This window comes from Parabacteroides sp. AF14-59, assembly GCF_003479515.1.
Taxonomy (GTDB): domain Bacteria; phylum Bacteroidota; class Bacteroidia; order Bacteroidales; family Tannerellaceae; genus Parabacteroides; species Parabacteroides faecis.
In genome coordinates, this window is sequence record NZ_QUHH01000015.1 from 99284 (window position 1) to 111714 (window position 12431).

Genomic DNA, 12431 nt, shown 5'->3' on the forward strand with positions numbered 1-12431 from the left:
CCTGCGGTGGAAACCGGAGTTCCCTTATTAAAAAAATTTAGGAAACTGCAATAGTCTGACGAGCAACACAGTAACCTCTTTTCTGATTTTCCATTAATTAATCAACATATATCCATGAAAACACTTGATTTATTCAGCCTGAAAGGGAAAAAAGGCTTCATCACCGGAGCCGCACGAGGTATTGGCAAATGCCTTGCCGAAGCATTTACGGAAATGGGTGCTTCGATCGCCATTGTCGATATCGACATCGAGGAAGCAGAAAAGACAGCCGGAGAGCTGGCTGATCGCTATTCCGCACACACGACCGCTATCCGTTGCGACGTAACAGATGCAGAAGATGTCGAACGGATGATGGAGACATTTATCAAAGAGTACGGCACCATCGATTTTGCCATCAACAATGCCGGCATAGCAAACACCTATCCTGCCGAAGAGATCTCCTCCAAAGACTTCAAGAAAGTGGTCGACATCAATCTGAACGGAGTTTTCCTAACCGCACAGGCTGCTGCCCGCCAAATGATCAAAGAAAGAAAAGCGGGAAGTATTGTAAACACGGCTTCGATGTCTGCCCATATTATCAATACGCCGCAAACGATAGCCAACTACTGTGCCTCTAAAGGCGGTGTTCTCCTGCTGACCAAGGCGCTGGCTGTGGAATGGGCCCAATATAATATACGCGTCAACTGTGTCAGTCCGGGATATATGGCGACTGAACTGGTTGCCGAAATGAAGAATATGCACGAAGGATGGATATCGAAAATACCCGCCGGACGCCTCGGTGTCCCCGAAGACCTGGTCGGAGCCTACTTATACCTGTTAAGCGATGCCGCACGCTACACGACAGGAACTGATTTAATTGTCGACGGCGGTTACACCAGCTTATAATATCATGGACACTAACACACCTATTATATCCTCCCGGGAAATTGCACGCCTGATCGACATCAGTGCCGTTCGTGCAGATTCCACCCGCCAGGATGTGGAAGACATTATCGAAGCGGCCATAAAGCATAACTTCATCTGTGTCTTCCCCATGCCCGGCATGCTCCCTCTCGTTTTTGAGAAATTGAAAAACCATCCGCAGACCGGTATCGGCGGAGTCGTAGGCTTCCCCTCCGGTGCGGAGACAACAACCTGCAAACTATTCCAGGCGCAGGAACTGAAAAAAGCCGGTTGTAACGAGATCGATATGGTTCTGAACATCGGCAAGCTAAAATCAGGTATGCAGACCGAAGTGGAAGATGAGATCAGGCAGATCAAAGCAGAAGTATCTCCCCTACCGCTGAAAGTGATCATGGAAGTAGCTCTTCTCACAGACGAAGAGATAAAAATAGCCTCTACCCTTATCCTGAGAGCCGGAGCCGATTATATCAAAACCGGAACGGGATGGGCAGGAGCTACTACGCTCCATCATATCGCCCTGATCAAAGAGATGGTCGGAGATGCCATCCGGCTGAAAGTAGCCGGTGGAGTCCGCACACTCGACACACTTCTGGAAATGCACCGGCTGGGTGTCAGCCGTTTCGGTATCGGTTACAGATCGGCTCTCCACATTATGGAAGAATGCATAAACAAAGAAGCCCATGAGTGAAAAAGTTATATCTTACGACCTGGGAACCGGAGGAATAAAAGCCTCCCTGTTCAACCGGGACGGCGAAACACTGCATTCCGTCTTTATCCCCTATCCTACCGCCTATCCGCAACCCGGCCGACAGGAACAGGCGCCCAACGATTGGTGGCAGGCCATTATCCATTCCACCCGGCTTTTGTCGGAAAAGACGAAATGCGATAAAAACGAGATCGTAGCCCTGGCTATTTCCGGACACAGCCTCGGAGTCGTCCCGATAGGAAAAGATGGTAACCTGTTGCTTACCTCCACGCCGATCTGGTCTGACCGCCGGGCAACGGAGGAAGCCGGAATATTCTTTTCCCGAACCGATTACAAAGAATGGTACGAAACGACCGGCAACGGATTTCCGCCGGAATGTTACTCGATCTTTAAGATCATGTGGTATAAAAAACATTTCCCGGAACGGTACGCAGCAACGAACAAGGTGATCGGTACCAAGGATTACTGTAATTACCGCTTTACCGGCAGACTCTGCACGGACTATTCGTACGCATCCGGAAGCGGAGTTTTCGACCTGGAAGCATGGGATTACAAACAGGAATATATACAGGCTTCAGGTATCCGTCCGGACCTCTTCCCGGAAATACTGGACTCCGACGCAGTGATCGGCACGATTACCCCGAAAGCCTCTCTCGAAACCGGTTTACCCACACATGTCAAGGTGATATGCGGCGGCGTGGATAACTCCTGCATGGCACTGGGCAGCAAAGGCATCAAACCTTCCCGGATTTACACCTCGCTCGGTTCGTCTGCCTGGATCGCCCTGATATCCGAAAAACCGGTGTTGGACTTCGACAAAAAGCCGTATGTCTTCGCCCATGTCATCAAGGGAATGTTTGCCTCTGCAACCTGCATATTCTCGGCAGGAAGTAGTCTGCAATGGGTACGCGACACCCTTTGTCCCGATTTGCTGGTGATCGAAGAACAAGGGGGCGAAAATGCTTACACCGCCATGAATAAACTGGCGGAAGCATCTGCTCCGGGATCGAACGGCCTGCTGTTCAACCCCAGTCTGGCAGGCGGATCGAGTATCGAACCTAGTCCGGATATGACAGGCGCCTTCACCGGACTAAGATTAGGAAACACCCGTGCCGACCTGATCCGGGCGACAATGGAGGGCATTGCCCTGAACCTGCGCATCGCCCTGGACCTGTTCCGGAAATACCATACCGAATTCACAGATATGCTATTCGTCGGGGGCGGTACAAAAAGTAATTTCTGGATGCAGCTCTTTGCCGACATTTACGAACTGGAAATCGAAAAGACGAATATCGGACAGGAGGCCGCTTCACTCGGAGCTGCCGCGCTAGCCCTGAAAGGAACCGGTCTTTGGAACAGTTACGACAGGATCGACAGCTTGCATCAGACACAACACCGGTTCCTGCCTGATCCGCGGCATCAGGCAATCTACCGGCAAGCACTCTCCAACTTCAAGGCGTTTGCCGATCATATAGCTTCCCTGAACAGTATTAACAAACAAATGAATGAACAATGAATGTAAAACGATTCACAGTATCCCTGCTGATCTCCGCCTTATTAACAGGCGGATTCACCGGATGCGACACAAACAAAAGCAAAGACAACATGGAACAGATCAAAGAAAAGGTATTTACCAAGAAGTACACCAACGCGGATTTTTATGTAGACGGAAAGTTCAATGGCGAGGTTGCCCTGAAAGCCTACCTCGAAATGTTTGAGTTTTACGGAGTTCCTTTTACCGATTTCATGAAAGAGAACATGTGGATATCCGATTTCGGCCTGGGAGATTTCGAACATGCAGGCATGGCGGGTGTGTTTTGGGTAAACGATCCTGTCAACCGTCATTTCGGACACGAAATATACCTGCTGCCCGGACAGATGATCCCCGAACACCGCCACGTAGCGACTGCCGAATATCCGGCTAAGTTCGAATCGTGGATGGTACGTAACGGATCGGCTTATAACTTCGGAATAGGCGACCCGACACCCGACCCACCGGCATTACCCGAAAGTCAGAAAGAAGCCATCACCGTCTCCAACTTCGTTTATATGAAAGTCGGCGATATCCTTCCGCTAAAAGAGCTTCTCTCCCCACATTTCCTGCGTGCAGGCGATAACGGTGCGATCATATCTGAATTCGGAACGTATCAGGATGGGAACGGACTGAAATTCACTAATCAGAAAGCCGTTTTCACAGATGTGCTTCGTCCTTAAACAAACAGGTGGCCGTATATAACTCTATACGGTCACCACAAAACGGTAGGTCTTTCTCACACGAGGTCGTGAGTCGTCCTCACAAATCTTACCGGTTATTCTTGATCAGGTTCATAAATTCCTCACGGGTCTTTGCCTGCTGGAAGAAACCGGTGAAGTCTGAAGTCGTTGTCAGGGAATTTTGTTTTTCCACCCCCCGCATCTGCATGCACATATGCTGCGCTTCGATCACAACCATTACACCCAGCGGATCGAGTGTCTGCTGGATACAATCTTTGATCTGCATCGTCAGGCGTTCCTGTATCTGCAAACGACGGGCAAAAATATCCACCACCCGGGGAATCTTGCTCAAACCGGTAATATATTTCTTAGGGATATAAGCGACATGGGCCTTTCCGAAGAAAGGTAGCATATGATGTTCGCAAAGAGAGAAGAAATCAATATCTTTTACAATGACCATCTGCTTGTAATCCTCTTCCTGAAACATGGCAGAAGCCAATACTTTGGCAGGGTCTTCGTTGTATCCTTTGGTTAAAAACTGCATAGCTTTGGCTACACGTTCCGGCGTTTTGAGCAGACCTTCACGTTCGGGATCTTCACCTAGCAAACCAAGTATTTGTTTATAATGGCTCGCCAGTTCTTCGCGTTCCGCCAAAGTCTTTGCATCTATTTCTTTTGTCATTTCTGTGTTATCTATAATGGAATGCGAAAGGGTTTCCGCACTTATTAATTCAGAGGGATTCTTACTTCTTCTTTTACAATATACATTTCTTTTCCGAATGAAGGGAAAGCAGTCATCAACAAGCGCTGCATATGATAAGCCTCTTCATGTGAACGGAAATCACCTACACGCAATTTCCAGAACGGAGCGGTATAGGTTACATAAGTCGGAACAGTCGGAAAAAGCTCCTTGATCATCTTTTCTTTCTCAAACGCTTCATCTTTCGACTTACGCTGGCTATTACCGGAAAACACCTGCGTACGGAATCCTTGTATCTTCAGGAAAGCAGTACTGTCCGTCTTCTCGACATTATCACCGTACATACGCACGCCGATCATCTTACGAAGCGCCTCCGGCTGGTTCACAATCACGTCGCCTTTACCCGGCTTCGATGTTTGCAGGTCGTCAAAGATCGTCTGTGCAGATCCGTCCGTACTTGTCTGTGCAGACGCTCCCGTCACACAGGCCAGCAACATGAATAATAAAGCGATACAAGGGAAATTCTTCATTGTGATCAATTTTTGTGTTAAAATCGAGAGGGAGGGAACAAATGTTCCTTCCCTACAGGATGATATCATTAAAATGCTTCAACGATCGGCATGAATTTATCAACAGCCAGAGAAGCACCACCGATCAGACCACCGTCTACGTTCGGTTTAGAGAACAATTCCTTAGCGTTACCGGCATTTGCGCTACCGCCATACAGGATAGTACAATCATCAGCAACCGTGTTGCCGTATTTTGCAGCCAGTGTTGCACGGATATGAGCGTGGATTTCTTCAGCCTGTTCAGCTGTAGCAGTTTTACCTGTTCCGATAGCCCAAACCGGTTCGTAAGCCAATACGATCTTACCGAAATCTTCAGCAGAAAGATCGAATAACGATTCTTTGATCTGTGCGTCTACAACTTCGAAATGTTTGCCAGCTTCTCTTTCTTCCAGAACTTCACCGATACAGAAGATCGGAGTCAGACCGTTAGCCAGAGCCAATTCAACTTTAGTTTTCAGGATAGCCGGAGTTTCGTGGTAATAAGCACGTCTTTCAGAGTGGCCCAGGATCACATATTTAGCACCTGTAGAAGCAACCATAGCAGCTGAAACTTCACCAGTGTAAGCACCTTTTTCCTTATCTGCACAGTTTTCAGCAGCTACACCGATCTTATCAGTATCAATAGCAGCAGCAATGCTTGCCAAATGAGTGAACGGAGTACCGATGATTACATCACAGTTGATAGCTTTGCCTTTCAGGGCTTCGTTTAATCCTTTTGCTAATTCCAGGCCTTCCTGAAGAGTAGTGTTCATCTTCCAGTTTCCTGCAACAATATTCTTTCTCATGACTTAATTAATTAAATATATAAATACAATAAAATCTTTTATTCTGCCATCACTTTCCGTCTCCGGCGGAAACGGAAAAAGTCATATACCCAAACGAGCAGCAAAGGTACGGTAAAAGTCGATAAGATGGTAACAAGCCAGCCATCTTCTTTTTCTTTTGTTTCACTCAGGTTCAGATGTTCTTCTATGACGGACTTTACATGTTCCTCATCGGGGATATCGTTGTAATGCCATTTAGCCAACACCGTACCGTCTTTCAACAGCACCAGGCCGGGATTGGAACGGATAATCGTTTTCAACAGCACTTCGTCTGCCATACGGAACGGATATTCGGCTCCGGTATTGTCGCTCCATTCGTCGATCATTTCAGGGGAAGAACCGGTCACGCAATAGAACGGCAATTCATGTTCGAGCGCATAATCATACACGCCGTTTATTTCATCTATCTTTTCGTCGTCTGCCTTTTCCAGTTTCGGGGCTATCAGCAAAAGGACCGGTTGCGGGTTATGCAGTATATCGCCGGTCACGTCGTCGCCTTCCCCGTCATAGATGTTAAAGGAAGCCACAGGAGGCTCATATCCTTTCTTTATCAGTTCGGTCTTCGATTCGACAAAAGTCCAGGTACTGTCATCTGAAGGATAATTATCCAATGAAAACTCCTTCTTCACTCCCTCTTTCTCATAGACAAAAGTGTACTTATACTCGTCTTCAGGCGCCCCTTCCGGAATAGACATCAATCCGGGTATATTCGCCCCGATCTTATACGGACGGAAATCCAGCACCGGCAGATGATTGTAATTCCAGTAAGCAAAACCTATACAGAAAAAGTAGGAGAACAATGCCACGAACCAGTAAACCTTATAGGTAAAACACTGGAACATCTTGCCGCAGTTCATAAAGACCATGATAGCAGCAGCCGACAACACCAGGTTCTTAAAGAAGGTTTCCCAGTTGGAAATAACGATCGCATCCCCGAAGCAACCACAGTCGGAAACCGGATTGAACAGGGCCAGATATAATGTCAGCGGCGTCATAAACGCCATGAAAAGTAAGACCAGAAAAGAGTTATAGCGGCGATATACTCCCAAAAGCATACAGACTCCCATTGCAAACTCGGCAGCCGAAAGGGCAAAAGAAGCGAGGACGGTAAAAGGCTGCAACATATCCAATCCGAAAGAAGTCAGATAATCGCCTATCTTAATGGCACCTCCCACCGGATCGACCGCCTTTACAAAACCGGAGAAAATAAATACGACTCCGATCAGCAGACGGCTACACTCTGTCAGTATCTTTATTGCAGTCTCTTTATAGTTCATATATTAGTCTTCGCCGTATTCCAGTTTGATCAAACCGAACAGGGCGTAATTGATCATATCCATATAATTGGCATCCACACCTTCCGAAACGATAGTTTTACCGCCGTGGCTCTCGATCTGCTTGGAACGGTAGATCTTCATCAGGATCAGGTCGGTATAGGAACTGATACGCATGCTGCGCCAGGCTTCGTCGTAATCATGGTTCTTGGCATACATCAGCTCTTTGGTCTCCGTAATGTATTTATCATACAATGCCAATGCTTCCTCGTTCGTCATATCCGTGGTATCCGAAAAACCTTTGGCCAGCTGGATCAACCCGATCACACCATAATTCACGATAGCGACAAATTCCGGACGTATCCCTTCATCCACCATGCTCACCCCTTTGATCTCGAGGCTGCGAATACGGTTTGCCTTAATAAATATCTGGTCGGTCAACGACTGGGGACGCATGATCCGCCACGAGGGACCGTAATCTTTCAACTTCTTTTCGAACAACTCCCGGCACTGGGAGATCACTTTCTCGAACTGTTCTTTCGTATCAGCCATATACTAAATATATTATGCCGCAAAGATAGTAAAAAAACAACAAAGGCACAGATGTAGTTTCCATCTGTGCCTTTCCTTTATCTTAAAAATAACTTATTTACAGCGGATGGAACGACCTAACTTTAATACTGTTGTTTTAGATATACCGTTCATTTCACACAACTTGCTGACAGTTGTTCCGTATTTCGAAGCCAAAGCCCCCAGCGTATCGCCACTCTTGATACGGTGATAAACAGCCTCTGTATCCTGATTGGCAGGAGCATTTCCAGTAAGTGAAGCAACCGGAGTTACAGCCTCCACAGTTGTTGTCTTAGTCACTTTTGCCACCGTTGTTGCTGCTTTTTCAGTAGCCGGTTTAGCCTCCGTTTTAGCAGCTACGCTGCCTGCACTGCAACGAATAGACTGGCCCAAACGAAGCGTGGAGGTACTCTTGATTCCATTCAAACGGCAAAGTTCGTTCACGGTTGTTCCGTACATACGGGCAATCTTACCCAGCGTATCGCCCGATTTTACCCGGTGATAAACCATCTGGTCACTGGAGGAAGTATAAATATTACTCTTGCGTCCGTTAATCTTTATATTATGGAATACATATGTATCCTGATGAGGTACAGAGTTTTCAAAATCAATAATGTCGGCCGGATTGATAGCCTGTCCCAGGAAGCGGGTTTCAAAGTGAAGATGAGAACCGGTAGAACGTCCGGTATTTCCTCCTAATGCGATCGGATCACCTGCGCGTACGATATCGTTTACATCGACAAGCGATTTGGACAAGTGTCCGTAAACTGTTTCCAGTCCGTTCGGGTGGCGGACCACCAGGTAATTACCGTATCCACGACGTTCAAAATTACGAATACGAACCTTTCCGTCAAATGCCGCACGGATCGTATCGCCTACCTGAACCTTCAGGTCAATACCTTTATGCATGCGACGGCGGCGGGGACCATACTTGGAAGTAACCCGTGTCATTGTATCGATAGGAAGAACGAATGTCGAACAATCTATAGCGCATGAATCAGGCATATCCACCTTAGAAGTACCGCGAAAAGGGTCTACCCAGCGGGTATCCCAGTTCGAGCCGTATAACTCGTCGGCCGGAAACAGGAGGGATTCTTTATCCGCCAGTGTTTCATCAACACGGGCATTGATCTCTGCCAGTTCTTTCAAACCCATATCTTTACGGATAGTGACCCGGTCAGCCATCAGTTCAGATACGCGTTTATCCATTTTTACAATATGTATAGTCTGCTTTGGAGTATCTTTCCCTTCAGGGTCCTTAGCCGATACGGCCGATACCATAAGGGTAGTACAACAAATAAAAAGTAGTGCTCTTATCTTCATTTTTATCATTTTTCGAAATGGAATCCAGGAGTAAAACAGGCCCTGAAACAGACCCTATTTTTTTCAAATCGACCAAAGTTCGTTATTTTGAGCAAGTTGACAAAATTCAATCCGGAAAAATTTCCGCAATGAAAGTGAAGAAATTCAAAACCACGATTGAATTTCACTGAAAAACAACCACTTAGAAGAAAACATGTTTCACAACATATCAACTAATCATTCCCCAGTTTATCTTTCTTGCAAAAAGCGTTTTTAACCTTTCGTTCAAAATCCGGTTAGGTTCGGACAGTAACTCAGGATCTTTGTCAAGAACTTCCAGCGCAATATCACGGGCATATTGAAGTATCTGCCCATCGGCTGCCAGGTTTGCAATTTTCAGGTCGAGCCCCTCTCCGCTCTGCTGTGTCCCTTCCAGGTCGCCATGTCCCCGGAGGCGGAGGTCAGCCTCGGCTATCTCAAATCCGTTATTACTGTTCACCATTATTTCCAGGCGTTTACGGGTATCATTACTTAGTTTATAAGAAGAGACCAGGATACAGTAGGATTGTTCCGCACCGCGTCCGACCCTGCCACGCAGCTGGTGTAGCTGCGACAATCCGAAACGTTCGGCACTCTCGATCACCATCACAGAGGCATTCGGGACATTCACTCCCACCTCGATAACAGTGGTAGCCATCAGGATCTGAGCTTCTCCGGTTATGAATTTTTGCATCTCCGTCTCCTTATCCGCCGCTTTCATTTTCCCATGTACCATACAGACCTTATATTCGGGGAAAACCTCTTTAAAGGTTTCGAACCCATCTTCCAGATTCTTATAATCCAGCTTCTCACTTCCTTCGATCAGCGGATACACCACATATACCTGGCGTCCCAACTGAATTTCCTTCCGAAGAAAATCGTACAGCTGGGCCTTTTTATTGTCGTAGCGATGCACGGTCTGGATCGGCTTACGTCCCGGAGGCAGTTCGTCGATAACGGAAACATCCAGGTCGCCGTATAATGTCATGGCGAGCGTCCGGGGAATCGGGGTTGCCGTCATCACCAATACGTGAGGCACAATAGCATTCTTCTTCCACAAACGGGCACGCTGTTCTACGCCGAAACGGTGTTGTTCATCGATAATAGCCAATCCCAGTGAAGAGAAAACAACCGTCTCTTCGATCAGGGCATGTGTACCGATTACGATCTGTATTTCGCCGCTAGCTATAGCCGGCAGTATTGCGTTACGTTCTTTCTTTTTTGTCGATCCGGTCAGTAACGCGACGCGGATATCCATATCTTTCAGAAACTCCATGACAGTGGCATAATGCTGGGTAGCCAGTATTTCTGTCGGAGCCATCATACATGCCTGGCAATGGTTATCGACAGCCAGCAGCATAGAAAGCAATGCGACCAATGTCTTTCCGCTTCCCACATCTCCCTGCAACAGGCGATTCATCTGCCGTCCGCTTCCCATATCGGCACGGATCTCCTTTACCACCCGTTTTTGTGCGCCGGTCAGTTCAAACGGGAGATAGTCTTTATAAAACGTATTGAAATAATCTCCGACAGTAGGAAAAACGATCCCTTTCAATTTCAACTTACGCAAGCTGGCGGTACGGAGAATATTCAATTGTATAAAAAAGAGTTCGTCGAATTTCAGGCGCAGCTGTGCCAGCCTCAGCTTCTCTGTCGATTCAGGGAAATGGACATTGCGGATCGCTTCATTCAACGGCATCATCCGAATACGCGACAAGACATCGGCCGGTAACGTTTCAGGCAGATTCCAGTTCAACGAACTTAACAAGGTATATTGCAGATTTTGGATCGCCCTCGAATTGAGGAACGATTTCTTCATCTTCTCCGAGGTATTATAAAAAGGTGTCAGGCCGGCTGCCACCTGGTCTGCCTGATCCACCGGGTCGATATCGGGGTGGGGAATATTGTAGATGTGCCCGAATTCGGTGGGTTTCCCGAAAACGATATATTCAGTCCCCGTCTTATATTTATCAGTCACATAATTAAGACCTTTAAACCAGACCAGGTCGATCGTTCCGGTACCATCGGTAAACTTTGCCACCAATCGCCGGGCCCGCCCTTCTCCCACCGTGTCATAATACAGGATACGTCCTTTCAACTGGATATAAGGCATGTTCCCTGTTATTTCGGAAACCTTATAAAACCGGCTGCGATCAATATATTTATATGGGAAATAAAACAACAAATCCTCATACGAAGATATCCCGGCCTCTTTCCGTAATATCTCCGCTTTCTTCGGGCCTACACCCGGCAGATACATAAGGGATCGTCTGTCTAAATCAAGCATATCTGTCTACATAATTCACAAAACATAATTGGCATCATCTTTATTCTCAAACTCATCAATCCATTCCTTCAACTTACTCTGTAACAGATTTTTATTCGGAAGATACAATGCATACTCCGTTGCATAAATATTGGCATTCTCGGGTAAAGTGAGTTTGACTAAAGCATCATTTTTCTCCTGACAAAGTAAAATACCAATTGTCGGTTTCTCAAAAGCCATCTTTACATAACGATCAAAGAAATTAACATACATCTGCATTTGCCCTAAATCCTGATGTGTTAATTTATCAACTTTCAGATCTATAAGAACATAGCACTGCAACAACCGATTATAAAAAACCAAATCGACAAAGAAATGTTGCTCATTAAAAGTAAAACGCTTCTGACGCGCCTCAAATAAAAAGCCTTTCCCTAACTCCAATAGAAAGTCTTGTAATTTCCCTATGATAGCATTTTCAAGCTTACTTTCACTATAAGCAGCATCTATTTTCAACCCTAGAAATTCCAAAGTCAATGGATTCTTTATTATATCAGATGATTTTTCTAATGTTTGCCCATCTATTGCCAAACGCATTACTTCGTTCTTGTTTCGGCTTAATGCTAACCGTTCATACAAACTTGACCCAATTTGTCTGCTCAATTGCCGCACACTCCAATTCTGCTTGCCACATTCTATTTCATAAAAACTTCGTTCATCAGGATTTTCTATCCGCATAAGAATAAGATAATGCGACCAACTAAGAGTAAACTGAGCAACTTGTCCTGATAAAATGTTCATTTCAATTGGCTCAACACTGTTGAGCTTATTTGAGTAAGTCACATAAAACTGCCTGATTCTCTTCAAATTCGGGTAAGAATATCCATTTCCAAATTGTTGTGAAAGTCTATTAGACAGTTCTTTCAATGTTGCTTTACCATATTCCGCCCGAAAAGCACCCTGCTGTTCTTCTTCCACAATATAACGTCCTATTTCATAGTTGGTATACACCATAGCTACATTTATAGTTGTAGCTAGTTGTCTACGGGTTGACTCTATTAACATTG

12 protein-coding genes are annotated in these 12431 nt (G+C 46.1%); 4 read left to right on the top strand and 8 right to left on the bottom strand.

The features are described 5' to 3' along the window. Positions 1-114: 114 nt before the first annotated feature. The 4 genes from DWW23_RS16400 to DWW23_RS16415 are packed head-to-tail and all read left to right on the top strand — an operon-like array spanning position 115 to position 3823. A complete protein-coding gene (locus tag DWW23_RS16400) occupies positions 115-885 on the top strand; it encodes an SDR family oxidoreductase (RefSeq protein ID WP_122354359.1) in 771 nt (256 codons plus the stop codon). A 4-nt stretch (positions 886-889) separates the two neighbouring features. Continuing rightward, positions 890-1591: a deoxyribose-phosphate aldolase gene (gene deoC / locus DWW23_RS16405; protein ID WP_122354360.1), complete on the top strand. Its 702-nt coding sequence runs from the start codon at positions 890-892 to the stop codon at positions 1589-1591. After that, positions 1584-3125, top strand: a complete 1542-nt coding sequence (locus DWW23_RS16410; protein WP_122354361.1) for an FGGY-family carbohydrate kinase — start codon at positions 1584-1586, stop codon at positions 3123-3125. The genes deoC and DWW23_RS16410 overlap by 8 nt, the downstream gene beginning before the upstream one ends. Beyond that, positions 3122-3823: a hypothetical protein gene (locus DWW23_RS16415; protein ID WP_122354362.1), complete on the top strand. Its 702-nt coding sequence runs from the start codon at positions 3122-3124 to the stop codon at positions 3821-3823. The genes DWW23_RS16410 and DWW23_RS16415 overlap by 4 nt, the downstream gene beginning before the upstream one ends. A gap of 88 nt (positions 3824-3911) precedes the next feature. On the opposite strand, the gene folE is transcribed toward DWW23_RS16415, so the two are convergent. From folE to DWW23_RS16460, 8 genes are all read right to left on the bottom strand, one after another. After that, positions 3912-4505, bottom strand: a complete 594-nt coding sequence (folE, locus tag DWW23_RS16420; RefSeq protein ID WP_122354363.1) for a GTP cyclohydrolase I FolE — start codon at positions 4503-4505, stop codon at positions 3912-3914. A gap of 44 nt (positions 4506-4549) precedes the next feature. Further along, entirely contained in the window at positions 4550-5053 is a 504-nt protein-coding gene (locus DWW23_RS16425) for an SPOR domain-containing protein (protein WP_122354364.1), read from the bottom strand. Positions 5054-5121: 68 nt separating this feature from the next. Beyond that, positions 5122-5877, bottom strand: coding sequence for a triose-phosphate isomerase (gene tpiA / locus DWW23_RS16430; RefSeq protein ID WP_075555680.1), 756 nt, complete (start codon positions 5875-5877; stop codon positions 5122-5124). Between the two features lie 38 nt (positions 5878-5915). Then, a complete protein-coding gene (locus DWW23_RS16435; RefSeq protein ID WP_122354365.1) occupies positions 5916-7193 on the bottom strand; it encodes a BT_3928 family protein in 1278 nt (425 codons plus the stop codon). 3 nt (positions 7194-7196) lie between these two features. Then, entirely contained in the window at positions 7197-7742 is a 546-nt protein-coding gene (locus DWW23_RS16440) for a DUF1599 domain-containing protein (protein WP_122354366.1), read from the bottom strand. Between the two features lie 93 nt (positions 7743-7835). Continuing rightward, on the bottom strand, positions 7836-9083 hold the full coding sequence (locus DWW23_RS16445) for a M23 family metallopeptidase (protein ID WP_122354367.1): 1248 nt from the start codon (positions 9081-9083) through the stop codon (positions 7836-7838). 208 nt (positions 9084-9291) lie between these two features. Continuing rightward, positions 9292-11388 (bottom strand): ATP-dependent DNA helicase RecG, encoded by a 2097-nt coding sequence (recG, locus tag DWW23_RS16455; protein WP_122354369.1) that lies wholly within the window; start codon positions 11386-11388, stop codon positions 9292-9294. 15 nt (positions 11389-11403) lie between these two features. Next, positions 11404-12429, bottom strand: coding sequence for a YhcG family protein (locus tag DWW23_RS16460; RefSeq protein WP_370449287.1), 1026 nt, complete (start codon positions 12427-12429; stop codon positions 11404-11406). Positions 12430-12431: the final 2 nt, after the last annotated feature.

Bases quoted from the DNA above. Each gene is read 5' to 3' on its own strand.
- DWW23_RS16410 (WP_122354361.1), top strand. From the start codon at position 1,584: ATGAGTGAAAAAGTTATATCTTACGACCTGGGAACCGGAGGAATAAAA.
- deoC (WP_122354360.1), top strand. From the start codon at position 890: ATGGACACTAACACACCTATTATATCCTCCCGGGAAATTGCACGCCTG.
- DWW23_RS16445 (WP_122354367.1), bottom strand. From the start codon at position 9,083: ATGAAGATAAGAGCACTACTTTTTATTTGTTGTACTACCCTTATGGTA.
- DWW23_RS16440 (WP_122354366.1), bottom strand. From the start codon at position 7,742: ATGGCTGATACGAAAGAACAGTTCGAGAAAGTGATCTCCCAGTGCCGG.
- DWW23_RS16435 (WP_122354365.1), bottom strand. From the start codon at position 7,193: ATGAACTATAAAGAGACTGCAATAAAGATACTGACAGAGTGTAGCCGT.
- tpiA (WP_075555680.1), bottom strand. From the start codon at position 5,877: ATGAGAAAGAATATTGTTGCAGGAAACTGGAAGATGAACACTACTCTT.
- recG (WP_122354369.1), bottom strand. From the start codon at position 11,388: ATGCTTGATTTAGACAGACGATCCCTTATGTATCTGCCGGGTGTAGGC.
- DWW23_RS16425 (WP_122354364.1), bottom strand. From the start codon at position 5,053: ATGAAGAATTTCCCTTGTATCGCTTTATTATTCATGTTGCTGGCCTGT.
- DWW23_RS16400 (WP_122354359.1), top strand. From the start codon at position 115: ATGAAAACACTTGATTTATTCAGCCTGAAAGGGAAAAAAGGCTTCATC.
- DWW23_RS16460 (WP_370449287.1), bottom strand. From the start codon at position 12,429: ATGTTAATAGAGTCAACCCGTAGACAACTAGCTACAACTATAAATGTA.
- folE (WP_122354363.1), bottom strand. From the start codon at position 4,505: ATGACAAAAGAAATAGATGCAAAGACTTTGGCGGAACGCGAAGAACTG.
- DWW23_RS16415 (WP_122354362.1), top strand. From the start codon at position 3,122: ATGAATGTAAAACGATTCACAGTATCCCTGCTGATCTCCGCCTTATTA.